13 protein-coding genes are annotated in these 18,128 nt (G+C 63.9%); 5 read left to right on the forward strand and 8 right to left on the reverse strand.

Translation table 11 applies throughout. From position 1 onward, the window contains the following. Nucleotides 1-91 precede the first annotated feature (91 nt). The gene (purD, locus tag YU3_RS0101730; RefSeq protein WP_027164611.1) at nt 92-1,372 is read left to right on the forward strand and encodes a phosphoribosylamine--glycine ligase; all 1,281 of its coding nucleotides are present in this window, start codon (nt 92-94) and stop codon (nt 1,370-1,372) included. Between the two features lie 24 nt (nt 1,373-1,396). Here the strand turns inward: purD and YU3_RS0101735 are convergent, their stop codons facing one another. The 6 genes from YU3_RS0101735 to YU3_RS0101760 form a co-directional block, all read right to left on the reverse strand. Further along, nucleotides 1,397-2,767 carry an alpha-glucosidase/alpha-galactosidase gene (locus YU3_RS0101735; protein ID WP_027164612.1) on the reverse strand — a complete coding sequence of 457 codons (1,371 nt, stop codon included), beginning with the start codon at nt 2,765-2,767 and terminating at the stop codon, nt 1,397-1,399. A 20-nt stretch (nt 2,768-2,787) separates the two neighbouring features. Then, nucleotides 2,788-4,455 carry an ABC transporter ATP-binding protein gene (locus YU3_RS0101740; RefSeq protein WP_027164613.1) on the reverse strand — a complete coding sequence of 556 codons (1,668 nt, stop codon included), beginning with the start codon at nt 4,453-4,455 and terminating at the stop codon, nt 2,788-2,790. Nucleotides 4,456-4,465: 10 nt separating this feature from the next. Continuing rightward, nucleotides 4,466-5,602, reverse strand: coding sequence for an ABC transporter permease (locus tag YU3_RS0101745; protein ID WP_027164614.1), 1,137 nt, complete (start codon nt 5,600-5,602; stop codon nt 4,466-4,468). Beyond that, nucleotides 5,603-6,610 (reverse strand): ABC transporter permease, encoded by a 1,008-nt coding sequence (locus YU3_RS0101750; RefSeq protein WP_027164615.1) that lies wholly within the window; start codon nt 6,608-6,610, stop codon nt 5,603-5,605. It abuts the gene before it with no gap. A 113-nt stretch (nt 6,611-6,723) separates the two neighbouring features. Continuing rightward, the gene (locus YU3_RS0101755; protein ID WP_027164616.1) at nt 6,724-8,805 is read right to left on the reverse strand and encodes an ABC transporter substrate-binding protein; all 2,082 of its coding nucleotides are present in this window, start codon (nt 8,803-8,805) and stop codon (nt 6,724-6,726) included. 103 nt (nt 8,806-8,908) lie between these two features. Beyond that, entirely contained in the window at nt 8,909-10,375 is a 1,467-nt protein-coding gene (locus YU3_RS0101760; RefSeq protein ID WP_027164617.1) for an alpha-glucosidase/alpha-galactosidase, read from the reverse strand. Between the two features lie 246 nt (nt 10,376-10,621). Here YU3_RS0101760 and YU3_RS0101765 point away from each other — a divergent pair, with 246 nt between their 5' ends. Next, nucleotides 10,622-11,464 carry an AraC family transcriptional regulator gene (locus YU3_RS0101765; protein ID WP_156913319.1) on the forward strand — a complete coding sequence of 281 codons (843 nt, stop codon included), beginning with the start codon at nt 10,622-10,624 and terminating at the stop codon, nt 11,462-11,464. A gap of 136 nt (nt 11,465-11,600) precedes the next feature. On the opposite strand, the gene YU3_RS0101770 is transcribed toward YU3_RS0101765, so the two are convergent. Together YU3_RS0101770 and YU3_RS35835 are read right to left on the reverse strand one after the other, a co-directional pair. Next, complete coding sequence (locus YU3_RS0101770) at nt 11,601-12,761, reverse strand: glycoside hydrolase family 25 protein (RefSeq protein ID WP_027164619.1); 1,161 nt, start codon at nt 12,759-12,761, stop codon at nt 11,601-11,603. A gap of 136 nt (nt 12,762-12,897) precedes the next feature. Beyond that, nucleotides 12,898-14,079, reverse strand: a complete 1,182-nt coding sequence (locus YU3_RS35835) for an SGNH/GDSL hydrolase family protein (protein ID WP_198021624.1) — start codon at nt 14,077-14,079, stop codon at nt 12,898-12,900. A gap of 328 nt (nt 14,080-14,407) precedes the next feature. Here YU3_RS35835 and YU3_RS0101780 point away from each other — a divergent pair, with 328 nt between their 5' ends. The 3 genes from YU3_RS0101780 to YU3_RS0101790 all read left to right on the forward strand — a co-directional run bounded on the left by YU3_RS0101780 (nt 14,408) and on the right by YU3_RS0101790 (nt 18,106). Further along, nucleotides 14,408-15,514: a sugar ABC transporter substrate-binding protein gene (locus YU3_RS0101780; RefSeq protein ID WP_027164620.1), complete on the forward strand. Its 1,107-nt coding sequence runs from the start codon at nt 14,408-14,410 to the stop codon at nt 15,512-15,514. Nucleotides 15,515-15,581: 67 nt separating this feature from the next. Continuing rightward, complete coding sequence (locus YU3_RS0101785) at nt 15,582-17,159, forward strand: sugar ABC transporter ATP-binding protein (protein WP_027164621.1); 1,578 nt, start codon at nt 15,582-15,584, stop codon at nt 17,157-17,159. Next, on the forward strand, nt 17,156-18,106 hold the full coding sequence (locus YU3_RS0101790) for an ABC transporter permease (RefSeq protein WP_051333813.1): 951 nt from the start codon (nt 17,156-17,158) through the stop codon (nt 18,104-18,106). Before YU3_RS0101785 ends, YU3_RS0101790 begins: the two co-directional genes overlap by 4 nt. The last annotated feature ends 22 nt before the right edge of the window (nt 18,107-18,128 follow it).

An 18,128-nucleotide genomic window follows, 5' to 3' on the forward strand; every position in this document is an offset into this window, starting at 1 on the left:
GTGCGCAACCGCCGCCAAAATGCCAAGATGCCTTGACCCGTCGCCCGCGGAGCAATAGCGGGTTCGGAGAGACGATCAGCAAGAGGTGGCCATGAACGTTCTTCTTCTCGGCTCGGGTGGCCGCGAACATGCGCTTGCCTGGAAGATGGCCGCCTCGCCCCTCCTGACCAGGCTCTACGCCTCGCCCGGCAATCCAGGCATCGGCCGTGTCGCCGAACTGGTGAAGCTCGACGTCGCCGACCATTCTGCCGTGGCCGCCTTCTGCCAGGAGAAGAAGATCGACCTGGTCGTGGTAGGCCCGGAAGGCCCGCTGGTGGCCGGCATCGCCGACGATTTGCGCGCCTGGGGTGTCCGCGTCTTCGGTCCCTCGAAGGCTGCCGCCCGGCTCGAGGGCTCGAAGGGCTTCACCAAGGACCTTTGCGCCAAATTCAACATCCCGACCGCCGCCTATGGCCGCTTCGGCGATCTCAGCTCGGCCAAGGCCTATGTCGAGGAGACCGGTGCGCCGATCGTCATCAAGGCCGACGGGCTTGCCGCCGGCAAGGGCGTCACCGTCGCCATGACCCTCGACGAGGCGATCGCCGCGCTCGAAGCCTGCTTCGACGGTTCCTTCGGCACGGCCGGCGCCGAGGTGGTGGTCGAGGAATACCTGACTGGCGAGGAGGCGAGCTTCTTTTGCCTGTGCGACGGCGCCACCGCGCTGCCCTTCGGCACCGCGCAGGACCACAAGCGCGTCGGCGACGGCGATACCGGGCCCAACACCGGCGGCATGGGCGCCTATTCGCCGGCGCCGGTGATGACGCCGGAAATGACCGAACGCACCATGCGCGAGATCATCGAGCCGACCATGCGCGGCATGGCAGAACTCGGCGCGCCCTTTGCCGGCATCCTCTTCGCCGGGCTGATGATCACCGACCAGGGGCCGAAACTGATCGAATACAACACCCGCTTCGGCGATCCCGAGTGCCAGGTGCTGATGATGCGGCTGAAGGACGACCTGCTGGTGCTGCTCAACGCCGCCGTCGACGGCCAGCTCGCGCATATGTCGATCCGCTGGAGCGACGAGGCGGCACTGACCGTGGTGATGGCGGCCAGGGGCTACCCGGGCACACCGGAAAAAGGCTCGGTCATCCGTGGCCTCGATCAGGTGGAAGGCGAGGGCGTCCAGGTCTTCCATGCCGGCACCGCCATCAATGGCGGCGCGCTGGTCGCCAATGGCGGTCGCGTGCTCAACGTCACCGCGCTGGGCGCTACCGTCGGCGAGGCGCAGGCCAAGGCCTACGCCGCGCTCGACCGCATCGACTGGCCGCAGGGTTTTTGCCGCCACGACATCGGCTGGCAGGCGGTTGCGCGCGAGAAGGCCGGCGCCTGATCCTGGTTCCCGGTCGGCAAGGGATCAGGCAGCCTTGCTCCTGCCGCCCTTACGCGCCCAGGCTGGCAGCCAGTCGCCGTGAGTGGCGAGCAGATCGTCGACCAGCGACCAGATCTGGTCGAGGTCGAGCTCGGCCGCAGTGTGCGGGTCCATCATCGCCGCGTGGTAGATATGCTCGCGGTTCTCGTTGATCAGCGCCCGCACCGTCAGCTCCTGGACGTTGATGTTGGTGCGGATCAGCGCCGTCAGCTGTGGTGGCAGGTCGCCGATATAGGTCGGCTGGATGCCCGACGCATCGACCAGGCACGGCACTTCGGCGGCGCAGTCGAAAGGCAGCGAGGTGATGCAGCCATTGTTGCGGACATTGCCGTAGATCACCGACGGCTCGCCGGTCCACACCGAGTTCATGATCGAGGAGGCGTATTCCTTGGATTGCTCGACCTCGATCCGCTCCGCCGAGCGATAGGCCTCCGCCTGGCCCTTCCAGCGCTCGATCTGCTCGATGCAGCGTTTTGGATATTCGTCGAGCGGAATGCTGTATTTCTCGATCAAATCGGGCCGGCCGTCCTTGATGAAATAGGGCGTGTATTCGGCAAAATGCTCCGAGCTTTCGGTGACGAAATAGCCGAGCCGGGTCAGCATCTCGTAGCGCACCTTGTTGGGGCAGCGCGGGTTCCAGCCCGGCCTCGGCACACGCCCCTCGCGATAGGCGCGCACGAGATCCGGATAGAGGTCGCGGTAGGAGCCGTCCGCCTGGCGATGCTCGAACTTGAGATAGAAGGCCATATGGTTGATGCCGGCCGAGCGGTAGCGGATCTCCTCATAGGGGAGGTCGAGATCATGCGCCAATTCCATTGCCGTGCCTTGCACCGAGTGGCACAGCCCGACCTGCTTGATTGTGGGGTATTTCTCGGCGATCGCCCAGGTGTTGATCGCCATCGGGTTGACATACTGCAGCATGATCGCCTCGGGGCAGACGGCGAGCATGTCCTCGCAGATCTTCCACAGATGCGGCACGGTCCTCAATCCGCGCATGATGCCGCCAACGCCGAGCGTGTCGGCGATCGTCTGGCGCAGGCCGTATTTCTTCGGCACCTCGAAGTCGGTGACGGTGCAGGGCTCGTAGCCGCCGATCTGGAAAGCGACGACGACGAAATCCGCATCCGTCAGCGCCTCGCGCTGGTCGGAATAGGTCTCGGCCTTCGCCTTGACGCCGAGCGTCGCGATCAGCTTGTTGACGACGACGGCGCTTTCTTCCAGCCGCTGCGGGTTGATGTCCATCAGCGCGATCGTCGCAGCCGACAGCGCCGGCCGCTGCAGCACGTCGCCGACGATGTTCTTCATGAACACCGTCGAGCCGGCGCCGATGAACGCGATCTTGGGATTTCTAGCCACTATGAACCTCCGGCATATGTTCAGGCCACGTCGAAAGCGGCCCTGACGAGCCGTTCGGTGTAGGCGGTCTTGGGATTGGTGAGGACCTCGTCGACTGGCCCCTGCTCGACGATCTTGCCGTGCTGCATGACGATGACGCGGTGGCAGAGCGCCCGCACCACCTTGAGGTCGTGCGAAATGAACAGGTAGCTCAGGCCGCGCTCGTCCTGCAGCTTGCGCAACAGGTCGATGATCTGCGCCTGCACCGAGAGGTCGAGCGCCGATGTCGGCTCGTCCAACAGGATGAATTCGGGCTCCAGCGCGATGGCGCGCGCAATCGCGATGCGCTGGCGCTGGCCGCCGGAGAATTCATGCGGAAAGCGCGACAGGATATTGCCGGGCATGCCGGCGCTCACCAGCGCCTCGCGCACCCGATCGACCCGCTCGCGCCGTGTCGCGCCCAGCCTGTTGACGACCAGCCCTTCCTCGATGATCTGGCCGATCGTCATGCGCGGGTTGAGCGAGGAGAACGGGTCCTGGAAGACGACCTGCATGCGCGAGCGCAGCGGCCGCATCTCGTTCCGCGACAGGCCGTGGATCGGCTGGCCGTCGAAACGGATCTCGCCGCGCTTGGCGTCGGTGAGCTTGAGCAAGGCAAGACCGAACGTGGTCTTGCCGGAGCCGGATTCACCGACCAGCCCCAGCGTCTCGTGGCGGCAGAGTTTCAGGCCGAGATCGTCGACGGCGACCAGCTCGCGCCAATCCGGCTTCAGGAAGCTGCCATGGCGCAGCATGAAGCAGACGCGCATGTCGTGGGCCTCGAGAATGGTGCCGCTGTTCTGCGGCAGCGGCTGCGGCGCGCCGCGCGGCTCGGAAGCGAGCAGCCGCTGCGTGTAGGGATGCTGCGGATCGGCGAACAGCCGCTCGGTGACATTGTGCTCGCACATCTCGCCATGCTGCATGACATAGACGTAGTCGGAAAACTTGCGCACCACTGTGAGGTCGTGGGTGATCAGGATGACGGCCATCCTGAGCTCTTTCTGCAGGTTGCGGATCAGGTTGAGGATCTGCGCCTGCACCGTGACGTCGAGCGCGGTGGTCGGCTCGTCGGCGATCAGCACATCGGGATCGTTGGCAAGCGCCATGGCAATCATCACGCGCTGGCGCTGCCCGCCAGACAGCTGGTGCGGATACTGCTTGATGCGTGCTTCGGGCTCGGGGATCTGGACATGCCGCAAGAGCTCGAGCGCGCGGGCCCAGGCTTCCTTTCGGCTGACCTTGCGGTGCACCCTGATCGCCTCGACGATCTGGCTGCCGACCGTGTAGATCGGGTTGAGCGAGCTCATCGGCTCCTGGAAGATCATCGAGATGCGGTCGCCGCGCAGCTTGCGCCGGGCGCTCTCCTGGAATTTCAGTATGTTCTGCCCGCAATAGTCGACGCTTGATTTCGGCGACACGGTGGCCCGTTTCGACAGCAGCCCCATGACGGTGCGCGCCGTCACCGACTTGCCGGACCCGGACTCGCCGACGATGGCGATCGTCTCGCCGCGATAGAGCTGGAACGAGACGTCCTTCACCGCCTCGACGGTGCCGTGCTCGACCTTGAAGGCGACCTCGACGTTGCGGGCGTCGATGATGGGCTGGTCGTGGCGTCCGGCATGGTCGAGCCGGACGTCTGGTGCGAAGGATTCGGCGAGCGCGACGGTCATCCCGGCCACCTCAGTACGGATCGACGGCATCGCGCAGGCCGTCGCCCAGCGCGTTGAAGGCAAAGACGGTGACCAGCACGAAGCCGACCGGCGACAGGATCCACGGATAGGTGCCGATGACCGAATAGGTCGCGGTATCCTGCAGCATCAGCCCCCACGAGATCAGCGGCGGCTTCACCGCGAAGCCGAGGAAGCCGAGGAAGGATTCGAGCAGCACCACCGTCGGAATCGCCAGCGTCACGGCGACGATCACGTGGCTCATCACATTGGGGAAGATGTGCTGCAGGATGATGCGCCGGTCGGTGGCGCCGACCGCCATGGCGGCGCGCACATAGTCGATGCGCGCCAGCGCCAGCGTCTTGCCGCGCACTTCGCGCGACATCTGCGCCCAGCCCAGCGCCGACATGACGATGATGACGAAGGCGAGGAAGACGTTGGTCGGCGCGGTGACCGGGATCAGCGTCGTCAGCGCCAGGTAGAGCGGCAGTTGCGGGAAGGCGAGCACCAGCTCGACGAAGCGCTGCATCCAGACATCGAACTTGCCGCCGAAATAGCCGGACACCATGCCGACCGTGGTGCCAATGACGGTGATGATGAAGACGACCGTCAGCGCGATCATCAGCGAGACGCGCGATCCGTGGATGGCGCGCGACAGCACATCGCGACCGAACTTGTCGGTGCCGAGGAAATGCACGGGCTGGCCGTCCATCGAGGCGAAGAAATGCCGGTCCGCCGGGATCAGCCCGAAGAGCTTGTAGGGCGCGCCTTCGACGAAGAAGCCGAGCAGGCGCGGATGATCGTAGTCGGGACCGACGATCGGCTGGAAGGTGACCGGATCGAGATCGGCCGAATCGGCCAGCGCATAGACCCTCGGCCGCAGGGTGAAATTGCCGTCCTTGTCATGGAAGGAAGGCAGTTCCGGCGGCGCGAAGGCGACATCGGTCGCCTTCGGATCCGAGGGCGCGAGGAAATCCGCGAAGACAGCCATGATCAGCAGCAGCACGACCAGGAAGAGCCCGGTCATGCCGGTCCAGGAGCGCTTCAGCCGGCGCCAGACCAGCGCGATATAGCTTTCGTTGCCGTGTACCGGGGCGATCGTCGCCGCCTCGGGCGGCAATGGCGGCGGGGAGGGGTCGCGCGCAAGCATCTAGCGCTCCCCGAACTGGCGGACGCGCGGATCGAGCAGGACCAGCAGCATGTCGGCGATGATGTTGCCGACGATCAGCGTCGCCGACAGCACCATCATGAAGGTCGCGGTGACATAAACATCGCCGACCGCCATGGACCCGACAATCGCCGGGCCGACGGTCGGCAGCGCGAAGATGATCGCCGTCTCGATCTCGCCGGTGAGCATGTAAGGCAGCACCACGCCCTGATACATGATCAAAGGATGCAGCGCGTTGGGCACGGCATGGCGCATGACGACAGCGCCGCCGGTCAGGCCCTTGGCCTTGGCCGTCTCGACATATTGGGCGTTGAGCGTGTCGAGCAGATTGCCGCGCATAACGCGCATGTTGTAGGCGAGGCCGCCGAAGGTGGCGATCGCCACCACCGGCCAGACATGCTTGACCAGGTCGACGAACTTGGCCCACGACCACGGCGCGCCGCCATATTGCGGCGAGAAGAATGAGCCGATCTCCGACACGTTGAACTGGAAGACCAGGAGATAGACGATGATCAGCGCCATCAGGAAGCGCGGCACTGTCATGCCGAGGAAGGAGATGGCCGAGAGCGTCGAGTCGATCCAGCTATACTGCCTCGTCGCCGCCCAGATGCCGAAGGTAATGCCGAGAACCGAAGCGAGCAGGTGGCAGACCAGCGCCAGCAGCAGCGTGCGCGGCAGGCGTTCTCCCACTACATCGGCCACCGGCTTGTTGTAATAGAGGCTGTAGCCGAAATCGCCGCGGGTGACGATGCCGCCGATCCAGTTGAGATACTGGATGGGCAGCGGCTTATCGAGGCCGTGTTCGATGCGGTAGGCCTGCGCCTGGGCGTCGGCTTGGGCGAACGACGCGCCGCCCTGGTTGATCAGCTGGGAGCGGATGTAGTCGGCATAGTCGCCCGGCGGCGCCTGGATGATGGCGAAGGTCACTAGGCTCAAAATGGCGAGGACGGGAAGCGCCGACGCTATGCGCATGAGCAGGAATCGCAACATGGACGGTCCGCTTCCTCATCTCGCCGACGCGCCGCCTGGGGCGTTCGGGGGTTGGTTTGTCCCGGCCGCGCCATCAGCGCGGCCGGGGTCTCTCTCAGTCAGGGGAGGTAAACCTACATTGGGCCCTTGTCTCCAGGCTTGCCGGGAAGCTCCTCTGGGAACAGTTCGTATTTCGCCTGCTTGTCCGCCTTGACGAACACGCGCTCGCGGACGATCGAATCCTCGGCCCAGTTGAACATGAAGATCGGCGTCCCCTGCGGAATGTTGGCGAAGCGCTTGTTGACGATCAGCGCGCCGGGATATTCCGTCAGGCCGACATTGTAGACATGTTCCGTCGAGATCTTCTGGAACTCCTTCATCAGGCTGGCGCGCTCGTCATTGTCCGACGAGGAGACGAACTTGTTGACGATGTCGACGAGGTCCTTTTCGAAAGGCATCAGGTCGACCTGGCCGCTTTCCGGCGCGCGGTGATCCCAGCTGGTCTTGGGGCCGATGGGAGCGAGTTGCACGGTATTCTGCACGACGGAGGTCAGCTCCTGCTCGTTGCGCCGGATCAGCCAGTCGAAGCGGCCGGAATATTGCGTGGCATCGCGCTGGGTGCCATTGAGGCCGTTGAGCACGACCCTCAGGCCCAGCTTCTCCATCTGCGCGACGACGCCTTCGGCAAGGCTCTTGTCGGTGGTGTAGTCGTTGTTGACCAGCATCACGATCTCGACATCCTTGCCGCCGGCGGTGCCGGCCGGGAAGTTCACGATGCCGTCGCCGTCCGTATCCTTGAGACCGGCCTTGGCGAGCTCGGCCTTGGCGCCTTCGAGGTCGAAGGGATAGTAGACGGTGGAATTGCGGTCATAGAAGCTGGTGCCGGAGGAGAAGCCGCCGGGATAGATGGCGGTGAACGGCCCCTTGACGAGGGAGTCGCCGAGCGCCTTGCGGTCGAGCGCCATGGTGACGGCCTTGCGGAAGTCCTCGTTACGGTTCAATTCGCGGATGGCCTGGCCGCGCTCGTCCGGGTTGCCCCAGCCATTGGCGGAAAAGTTCAGGCGCAGATTATAGCCGATGAGGCGCGGGCCGAAGGCCAGGCGTGCCGGCGCGTTCGCGTCTGCGGCGCGCTTCAGGGAGGCGACGAAGTTTTCCGGCTGCTCAAGGTTGGAGAAATCGCCCGAGCCAGCGACCGCCTGGACGTCGCGGTCGGCCCAGGTCGATAGCTTGTATTGCAGCTCGTTGAGATAGGGCAGCTGGTTGCCCTTTTCGTCGACCTTCCAGTAGTAGGGGTTGCGGCGCATGACGATGATGTCGTCCGGCCGGTATTCGACCGGCACCCAGGCGCCCATCACCGGCATGTTCATGAAATCCGGTGGGAAGGCGTTCTTGAACTGGTCGTAGGTGTTCTTCGAATATTTCGGATGCTGCGGCTTCAATATGTGCGAGGGGCCTGGGCAGAAGGTGCCGTAGGCCATCGCGTAGAGGTACTGTTTCGGGAAGGCATCCTTGAAGGTCCACTCGACGGTGTAGTCGTCGATCTTCTTCAGCGTCGTGCCGACACCAAAGGTTTCCTGCGTCGCGCCATTGAGCGGCGAGACGTTCGGGTCGATGACCTCGTCGTCCCAGTAGAACATGACGTCGTCGGCGTTGAAGGGCGCGCCATCGGACCATTTGGCGCCCTCGACCAGATGCATGGTCAGCTTATGGCCGTCCTTCGACCACTCCCAGCTCTTGGCGAGGTTCGGCAGCGGTTCGGTATCCTTGGCCTCGACCTGGAACAGCGGCGCCGTGCGCGTCAGGCATTCGGACAGGCCGATGTCAATGCCGCCCCAGCCTTGCGTCTGGCCCGCGCCATAGTTCCAGCCTTCCGGCCGGCCGCCGATGACGTGACGCATCGTGTCGCCATAGACGCCGGTGCCGTCCGGCATGTTGGCCGTCTTGAACACCAGCGGCTCCTTGGGCAGCCTGTCCTTCACTGGCGGCAGCTTGCCGGCCTTGACGTATTTTTCGGTGACCCAGTCCGGCTCGTGATATTCGGGCAGCGCCTTGAACTCCAGGATGGAGTCGCGCGCCACGTATTTGATCTTGCCCTCGGCCGGAAACGTCGCCGGCTTGGGCGGCACCGTCGGCTCGGAAGCGAAGGCGTTGAGTGCCGGAACGGAGACGCTCAGCGCCAATCCGGCGGCAATGCCAATGCTGCGTAGGTTCCTCATTATTTCCTCCCTCTTGTTCACACGTTTTCTGCTTGTCTTCCGCCTCGACGGCTGACTGCGACGGACCTTTGCCTCCCGTGGATCCGCCGCCGCGCCCAGATTTTCAGCCGGTCTGCTTCAGTGCGGCCTTTTCGGCACGCAATTCCTCGATCGAGCGCACGTTGCGCCGCGCGGCACCGGCCCATTCGCGGGTCTTGACCTTGGATTTCGCCAGCCGCTCCTTTGCCGCCGGAACGGCGTGCGCGTATTGCGGCAGCCAGGCGGCTTGAGCGACGACCATCTCGTCCACCATCTGCCAGACCTCTTCCGGCGTCGACACCGCGCCGACCAGCGGATCATGCAGCACGGCGAGCTTCAACAGGTCGATGTCGCCGGCGATCGCCGCATGTACCGACATGCGCTGGACGTTGATCGAGGCCATGCAGGTGGCCGCGCAGGCTTCCGGCAGCGTGATGCCGGCGGCCATGTTGATGCCAAAGCGATCGACGAAGCCGGGTGATTCGATGATCGCGTCCTGCGGCAGGTTGGTGATCACGCCGTTATTCTTGACGTTGAAATGGCCGCGATAGACGCGGTTCGTCTCCAGCGCTTCCAATATGTGGCTGGCATGCTCGTTGGAGCGCTTGGCCGGGTCGATCGGCTTCGACGCGGCTTCGAGGAATTGCGGATATTCGGTCTCGAACCAGTTGCGGGTTTCGGTGGAATAGCGGAGATAGCCGCCGGTCTCGCCATGGATCCAGTCGGACATGTCGATCCAGCGCGTGATCTCGTCGGGCCGCTTGCGGTACCAGGGCAGATATTCGGAGAGATGGCCGTTGCTTTCGGTCGAATAGACGCCGAAGCGCTTCAGCACGTCGATGCGCAGCTTTTCCTGCTGGGAATAGACCGGGTGCGCCTCGAAGGCGGCAACCAGTTCGTCCTTGCCGATCTTGCGGCCGTTCAGCCGCAGATCGATGAACCAGGTCTGGTGGTTGATACCGGAACAGACATAGTCGAGTTCATGCCTGGACTTCGCGCCAAGCACCTCGGCGATCTGCTCGGCGCCATGCTGGACGCCGTGGCAAAGACCGACCGTGTCGACCTTGCCGTATTCGATCGCGGCCCAGGTGTTCATCGCCATGGGGTTGGCGTAGTTCAGGAATTTGGCATCGGTCTCGGCGACCTCGCTTATATCCTTGCAGAAGTCGAGGATCACCGGGATGTTGCGCTGGCCGTAGAGGATGCCGCCGGCGCAGATCGTGTCGCCGACGCATTGGTCAATGCCATATTTCAGCGGGATCCGGATGTCGTCGGCATAGGCTTCGAGACCGCCGACGCGCACGCAGCTGATGATGTAGCGTGCGCCCTCCAGCGCCTCGCGGCGGTTCGTGGTCGCCGTCACCCTGGTCGGCAGATGGTTGGCCTCGACGATGCGATCGAGGATCGCCTTGATCATGCCGAGATTGTGCTCGCTGACGTCGGTCAGCGCGAATTCTATATCCTTGAATTCCGGCACGCACAGAATGTCGGTGAACAGCTTCTTGGTGAATCCGACGCTGCCGGCGCCGATAATAGCGATTTTGAAGCTCATCACCTTCACCTCGATCCAATCGAATGCTAGGCAAGGAGCAGCAAGGGAGGACACGGCCGCGTGCCATCGCGCACGCACCGCTCAAAGCCGGAAATCCGGCTTTTTTCCTCCCGCCCGCTCCTCGACCGCGGGTCGTTCCCGTTCTTGAGGGCTTGATTATGCGCTTATTCGCGCGCTCGGCCAGAGAAGGATTATGCTTTCAAGGGTAATTTTGTGCTGCAGGACCTGATCGCCAACGGACAGTTGATGCGCACGATTTCGCTGCCGCGCGGCCGCCAGCGCCTGCACGCGATGCCGACCAGCACCGGCTATGAAGTGCGCGAAGGTGAGACCTACGACTGGGACGGGCGAAAGCGCGGCCAGACGCCGTTCACCGTGCTTCAGCATACGATCAGCGGCAACGGCCAATTGCGCTACGAAAGCCGCAACTATCGCCTGCAGGCGAACGACACGCTTTTGGTGCTGGTGCCGCACAACCATCGCTATTGGCTGGGGCAGGGCGACCGCTGGGAATATTTCTGGATCTCGATGAACGGCGAGGAGGCGCTGCGCATCCACAAGTCCATTCTGAGCGTTTCAGGACCGGTGTTCCGGTTGCAGCCGGCGACGATCGATCACCTCGCCGATTGTAGCCTGCGGCTCATCAAGGGTGCTGGTTCGCCCGGCGCTGCCTCCGCGATCGCCTACGAGGCGGCGATGGCGCTTTACGACGATGTCTTCGGCTCGCACGCCTTCGCCGAGAAGCAGAGCGCCATGCAGCCGGTCATCGACCATATCAACGCCAATCTCGACAAGCCGCTGCCGGTGGCGGATCTGGTCGGGATCAGCGGCCTCAGCCGCGCCCATTTCTCGCGCTGCTTTGCCGAGAGCGAGGGATTGCCGCCGGCCGAATTCGTCTTGCAGCAACGCCTGCAACGCGCGGCGAAGCTGCTGACCAGGGCGGATTTCCTGCCGGTGAAGGAAGTCGCGGTGCTATGCGGCTTCGAGGATGCGAATTACTTTTCCAAGGTGTTTCGCCGCTGCTACGGCATCAACCCGACGCAGTTTCGCACCACTGGCATGTATGCCAGCCTGGGCAGCCATCGCTAGAGCAATTCCAGGAAAAGTGTTTCACGGTCAGGCTCGGCGACTTCGCCGTAGCCTTCGTCCAGAATTGCGTAAAAACAAAAACTTGGAGCGGTTCTGCGGTTCCGTGAAACGCGGAACCGCTCTAGCGGCACGGTTACTACTGCCTGCGGTGGTCGAGCGCCGTCGAAGCGGTATTGACCGGGTCGGCTACGGCGAAGGCGGCATCGAGCTGTTCGGGCGTGCGTTGGCCGGCCCGTTTCCAGGCAACATATTGCGCGATGCCGAAGCCCGCGCGCTGCGGCACCGTCTTCACCACCGGCATGCGGAATCCGTCGCGGAATTTTTCCCAGCGCGACCCGAGCACCGCGACCATTTCCTCGAAGGTCGGCGGCGTCGCCACGTCGGCATAGGTGATCGTGACCTTGCCGGCGAGTGCTGCCTCGCGCGAAATCGGCACCGGGATCGAGGCGAGGTAGTCGGCCGGCACGTCGAGCAGGCCCCCGAAGGCCCATTCTTGGCGCAATTCATCCGCGCTCATCGGGGCAACGCTGACGTCGATGTCGTTGGGCGTGCCGGGCACCCGGTAGGGGCAGCGAAAACGGCCGCAATTGGCCTGCGCCGAGAATTGCCACAGCGCATAGCCCTGCCAGTTTCCCATCGGGAAATGCACGTCGATGTCCGGCTTGTAGCGCGCATACCAGAGCGGCAGCCGCGACAGCAGCCGGTACTGGTAGCGGTTGTCGGCGATATACTGGGCGGTCTTGCCGTTGACATAGAGCACGGGGAAGCGGCCGAGGCGGCGATGCACCTGGCGCACGAATTCCTCGGCGTCCTCCAGCGACATCCACTGCGTGGCGTCGATGCCTTCGATGTCGAGGGCCATCAGCTCGTCCGGCGCCGGTTGCGCAAAATCGATGAAATTATTGGCTTGCTCGACCGGGTTGCCGGGCCGCGCGAGGTGATAGGCGCCCCATTTCAGGCCGAGCGCCTTGGCCACAACCTTGCGCGTCTGGAACAACTCGCGCGTCACCGCATAGCGCTTCCACTGAGCCTTGCAGAGTTTGACGTCGGCGTCGGCCCCGAGGCAGAAATAGGGCGGCGGCAGGCCGTCGGACGCCTTGTTGATGAAGCCGGCGATGCGCTTGTCGGTGACGAGCTGCTGCCAGTCGATCGAATTGTACTCATAGGCGTCGATCACCAGCGGGCGCTCGGCATTCTTCCATGGCTCGGAGAAATCCGAGGCCTGTGCCGCCGTGCCCAGCGCAACCGCCGCCGCGAGAAGCGCCAGGCGGCGAAGAGGGCGCGCCGGCTTTTTCAATCAGGGTGTCCCCACTGACCAGGGGACGATCCTGAACCGCCATGGTTAAGGAAGTGCTTCGGGGGCGGATGTACAAACAAGGACAGGGCTCCGACCGATACGGCCGCGGCGACTGGCGTCGTTAGTTTCGCCGGGGCTATCCCACCGACCGGCCGAAAAAATCGAGGTCGAAGAGATCGGCCATCGCCTTGTAGCCGGCGTCGGAGGGGTGCAGGCCATCGCCGCAGTCGAACTCCGCGCGAATGCGCGAGTCGTCTTGCGGATCCGCCAGCGCCCGGTCGAAATCGACGATGGCGTCGGCGGGGCTGGAGGTCCTTATCCATTCGTTGACGGCGCGGCGCATCCGTTCCTTCTCGGGAGAATGGAACGTGCGCAGCGCCTCTCCCTGGAATGCGCCCGCAAAGGGTGTCAGCGTGCCCTGGATGACCTTGATGCCGCGCATATGGGTGCGGGCGATCAGTTGCCGGTAGCTGCCGACCATATCCTCCACCGAGACCGCCTCCGCCGCGCCGGCTAGCATCGTTCCCGGCCAACCAATGTCGTTGATGCCTTCCAGAAGCACGATGTGGCCGACATTGGGTAGACTGAGCACATCGCGGTCGAAGCGGGCGAGCGCACTTGCGCCGCGCGCCCTGCTGGCGTTCACCCTGTTGCCGCCGATGCCATGGTTGAGAACGCCAAGACGGGTAAGCAAACCCGCCGCCGAAAGCCGCTCGGCCAGGCGATCAGGCCATCTGGCGTTCGCATCCACCGTCGATCCGAACCCATCGGTTATGGAATCGCCGAAGCAGACGATCGAGCGGCTGTCCGCCTCGCAGCCGACAAGGACGGTGGTAAGGAAATAGCGGCTCGTGGACGTCTGCTGCAAGGGCATGCGCTCTGCGTCGACGAACTCGCCGTAATCAGAAATATAAGCGGTCTGCTGGGCCTCGAAGTGATACGTCTGGACGGGCGCGAAACCGCTGAAATACAGGCTGACGGCTAGGTCGCAAAGGTCGCCGGCCTCGAACTCGACGGGGTCGCTCAAAAGCGGCGCGCCGGGCAGGATCCTGGCTGCGCGCGAGCCGCCGAAAGTCAGCCCGCGCGCACTCCCGCCCTCGATGCCGCCGCCGGCGCTGGCCCTGGCGATGGATGCCGCGCCGATGTCGATCGGCTCGCTGCCATGCTCGTTCGAAAGCCGGATGCAAAAGCGCACGCCGCCCTTGCTGATGCGGACGACCTGCCTGACCGTCTGGTCGTGGAAGCCGTAGAGCACTGCGTCACCCGGCCACACATTCATCGGGCTGGCGGCCCACGTTCCCATCCAATGTCCCGTCATCCGTCGCCTCCTCATGGATCGAGCAAAGCAACGCTAGCAACGCCTCGTTGGCCTCACCACCAGAAATCCGCTGGCCGTCCGATACTTTCTTGCCTCAACGACTTGCCTCCACGTCAATCGCAGGACCGCCATCGGCGTCGCGTTCAAAGTACAAGAAAGTATCGATCGTGCGTCAGAGACGTGGTGGCATCATATTTTTCGCTTGGCTAGCCTTCACATTGTAGCAGCCGGCAGTGGAGGAGCCTTTGCCGGCCAAAGAACGGTTTTGCCGCCCGGTGGAGATCGCGCGCGAGACTGGTCGATTGCCTTTAGGAAGGGAGGATAGACTATGCCGAATATCATGGATTTCAGATTGAACCGTCGCGCCCTGCTTGCCGGTGCCGCGGCGACGGCCGCCGCCGGCGTAATGGCTGGGAGCGGTCCGGCCGGGGCGCAGGAGCTCTCGAAAGTGGTGGCCTGGGAAACGCCCTATCTCGGTTTTTTCTTTTTCGTCGTCCTGCAGGAGGCATTGAAGCGCAAGGCCGAGAGCCTGGGTCTGCAATTCGTCGGAAAGGACGCCAACGGCGATTCCAACGCGCAGGTGAACGACTGGAACAGCCTGCTGCTGCAGAAGCCACGCTACCTTATCTCGGACGCGCTCGATTCCGAACTGCTTATCCCGCTGACGAAGAAGGCCAGGTCGCTGGGCGTTCCAGTCGGCATGGTCGATACGCCGCTCACCGGCGGCACCGTCGCCGCCTCAGTCACCTTCGACAATCGTCAGTCGGGCGTCATGGCGGCTGAAAAGACGGCCGAATTGTTGACCAGGAAATACGGTTCGCCCAAGGGCAGCGTGCTGAACAATTACGGCTCGCTGACGGCGGTAGCCCTGCGCAACCGCAAGGAGGGTTTTGAGGAAACCCTCAAGTCCAAATACAAGGATATCGAGGTCATCTCGCGGCCGCAGAATAACCAGCATGACGAGGCGCTGGCCGTCGTCTCAGCCACGCTGCGCGAGCGCCCCGACCTCGACGCCATCCACATGCCAACCGACATCTTCGTCGTCGACGCCCGCAAGGCCATGGAGACGCAGAAGCGCCTTTTCCCGGTCGGTCACGAGAAGCACATCATCCTGACCAGCATCGACGCCTCGCCCAATGCGCTCGAATGGGTGAAGGCCGGCGAGATCGATGCCGATATCGCCCAGGACCCGATCGCCTATGTCGAGATTGTTGTTGACCTGCTGGAACAGTACACGCTCAAGGGCCAGCCGGTGCCGACCGGCCCCTATGAGAACAAGAAATACTTCTGGGAAAAGGGCATGATCGCCGACAGTCCATCAGGGCCCCTTCTGACCATTCCGCCCTACTTCCTGACCAAGGAGAACGCCGACGATCCGCGCCACTGGGCCAACGTCGTCACCAAGGTCTGGAAGATGGAACAGAACGCCGGCTGAGCACCGGCAGGGGAGGGCGCGCGCTGTCGGCCGCGCCCTACTTGACCTGGCATGGGGAAGCCGACCGATGACACAGTCAGATCGCGAGCCGACGGAAGGCGCGCGCCGGGCAGGCGAAGGGCTGTTTGCGCCAGCGCCGAGCGACCGGTCCGTGCTGGTCGTCGACAATGTCTTCAAGACATACGGGCCAGTTTCGGTGCTCGACGGTGTGTCTCTGGCGGTACCCAAGGGCGCGATCCACGGCCTGCTCGGCAAGAACGGCGCCGGCAAATCGACGCTATCCAATGTTATCGCGGGTTTCACGCGTGCCGATGCGGGCAGCATACTGCTCGCTGGCGAGGACGTGTCGTCGCTGACGCTTACCGCGCGCAAGAAGCGCGGACTGCACCTGCTCTCACAGCATTCCGAGATTTTCGAGGACCTGTCGATCGGCGAAAATCTGCTCCTGCCGAACCTGCCGCGCCGCCGCAGCCTGATCGACTGGGGCAAGCTCCACCGGCAGGCAAGCCTGCTCCTGGAAAGCCATGCCATGCAAGTCTCCTCGCGGCGGCGCGCCGGCGATCTCAATGCCAGCGACCGCAGGCGGCTCGCCATCATCAAGGCCGTAGCGGGCGATGCCAGGCTGATCATCCTCGATGAGCCGACGGCGGGGCTTGCGGCGCGCGAGCGCCAGCATCTGCTGGAATGGGTCGAGGCGCTGACGGCCGGGGGCACGTCCTTCATCTACATCTCGCATCACAATGACGAGGTCCGACAGCTATGCAGCGAATACACGGTCCTGCGCGACGGCAAGGTTGCAGCAAGCGGCGCCGCCGGGTCGCTGTCCGCCGACGGCATGGCGCGCCTGATCACCGGAAGCGACGTGAAAGAATTTCGGCGCGAGGGCCAGATGGCGCCGAAGCCGCCCATCGTCGAGATAAGCGATCTGTGTTTTCCCGGCGGCGGCCCCGTCGAGCTGACCGTTGGCCGTGGCGAGATCGTCGGCCTCGTCGGGTTGCTTGGCGAGGGCCCGCAGGAATTGCTTCGCACGCTGGGAGGCCTGCTCCCGGCCACGTCCGGTCGCGTCCTGGTCGACGGCCGCCCGGCGCGGATCGATTCCCCAGGCCACAGTCTTGCCGCCGGCATCGCGTACCTGACGCATGACCGCATCGGTGAGGGTCATGTCGCCTCGATGTCCATCGCCGAGAACCTAAGCCTGGGCAACTGGCCCCGCCGGGCCGGATGGATGATCAGCCGTTCCAGCATGCTCGGCCGCATGCGCCAGGCCCGCGCGGCCATGGACGTGGTAATGGATACGCCCGACCAGGAGATCCGCAAGCTCAGCGGCGGCAACCAGCAAAAGATCCTGCTTGGCCGCCTGCTGGAACGAAACCCGGCGATCCTGCTGCTCGACGAGCCGACGATCGGTGTCGACGTGGCGGCGAAGGAACACATCCACCGTCTCATCGACGACGCCACTAGGCGCGGCGTCGCGGTTCTGCTGATCGCGCAGGACCCCGACGAGATGCAGCGGCTGGTCGACCGCGTGGTCGTCTTTTCCAAGGGCCGCATCGAACGGTCGCTTTCGGCCGAGGGGCTGACGGCGGACGCCATCGCCGACGCCAGATCGCTCCGGAAACCCATGACAGAACGCAGGACGACATGAACGGCAGGAAATTCCTTCTCGACAATGTGGTGTGGATACTGATCATCGTTTTCAGTCTCCTTGCCGGCGTCCTCAATCCGTTCTTCCTGTCGGAGGGCAACCTGCAGAACGTGCTGGTGCAGGCAACCACATTGGGCGTGCTGGTGCTGGCGGTATCGTTCACGCTTCTGATCGGCGAAATCGACCTGTCGGTCATCGGCAACCTCGTCTTTTCCGGTATGATCGGCGCCTACGCCATGCAGGAATACGGCGCGCACTGGACCGTCGCCGTCGCGGTGACGGTGCTGACGGGCACGCTTATCGGCGCTGTCAACGGCTATTTCGTCTCCTATATGCGGATGAACTCGCTCATCGCCACGCTGGCCATGGGTCTGTTTCTGCAAGGCGCGGTGCTCGGCGCTACGCAGGCCCGCACGCTGGTCATTGCTGACGAAGGATACGGCTATATCGGCAGCGCGACGATCGGCACATGGCCGATCATGCCGGTGGCGCTGTTCGTCATCTATCTGGCGGCGCATGTCGTGCTTGCCTACTCCGCCTGGGGTCGCAACCTCTATGCCACCGGCGGCAACCGGCGGGCCGCGCACGCGGCCGGCATCAATGTGCGGCGCGTCCGGCTCAGCGCGTTCGCCGCAGCGGGATTCCTGGCCGGTCTCGCCGGCTTCCTCTACGCCTCCTATCTCGGTGGCGTGAGCGTCACCGTAGGCAGCACGACCCTGCTCTACGCGGTCGCGGCTCCTGTCATAGGCGGCGTATCCCTGCTTGGCGGACGCGGACGGGTGCTCGGCATGCTTGGTGGCACGCTGCTCATCACGGTCATCCAGACCGGACTACAGCTGATCAACGTGTCCGCCTATTACATTCAGATGATCGGCGGCGCGATGATCCTGCTGGCTATTGCCGTCGACGCTTTTCGGGTGCGTGGCGAGGAGCAGGAATCGGTCTGAGCACGGGCGTTTTCGGCAGATA

This window comes from Mesorhizobium sp. WSM3224 (assembly GCF_000427725.1).
GTDB lineage: Bacteria > Pseudomonadota > Alphaproteobacteria > Rhizobiales > Rhizobiaceae > Mesorhizobium.

Bases quoted from the DNA above. Each gene is read 5' to 3' on its own strand.
- YU3_RS0101740 (WP_027164613.1), bottom strand. From the start codon at position 4,455: ATGACCGTCGCGCTCGCCGAATCCTTCGCACCAGACGTCCGGCTCGAC.
- YU3_RS0101755 (WP_027164616.1), bottom strand. From the start codon at position 8,805: ATGAGGAACCTACGCAGCATTGGCATTGCCGCCGGATTGGCGCTGAGC.
- YU3_RS0101790 (WP_051333813.1), top strand. From the start codon at position 17,156: ATGAACGGCAGGAAATTCCTTCTCGACAATGTGGTGTGGATACTGATC.
- purD (WP_027164611.1), top strand. From the start codon at position 92: ATGAACGTTCTTCTTCTCGGCTCGGGTGGCCGCGAACATGCGCTTGCC.
- YU3_RS0101760 (WP_027164617.1), bottom strand. From the start codon at position 10,375: ATGAGCTTCAAAATCGCTATTATCGGCGCCGGCAGCGTCGGATTCACC.
- YU3_RS0101750 (WP_027164615.1), bottom strand. From the start codon at position 6,610: ATGTTGCGATTCCTGCTCATGCGCATAGCGTCGGCGCTTCCCGTCCTC.
- YU3_RS35835 (WP_198021624.1), bottom strand. From the start codon at position 14,079: ATGACGGGACATTGGATGGGAACGTGGGCCGCCAGCCCGATGAATGTG.
- YU3_RS0101785 (WP_027164621.1), top strand. From the start codon at position 15,582: ATGACACAGTCAGATCGCGAGCCGACGGAAGGCGCGCGCCGGGCAGGC.
- YU3_RS0101780 (WP_027164620.1), top strand. From the start codon at position 14,408: ATGCCGAATATCATGGATTTCAGATTGAACCGTCGCGCCCTGCTTGCC.
- YU3_RS0101765 (WP_156913319.1), top strand. From the start codon at position 10,622: ATGCGCACGATTTCGCTGCCGCGCGGCCGCCAGCGCCTGCACGCGATG.
- YU3_RS0101745 (WP_027164614.1), bottom strand. From the start codon at position 5,602: ATGCTTGCGCGCGACCCCTCCCCGCCGCCATTGCCGCCCGAGGCGGCG.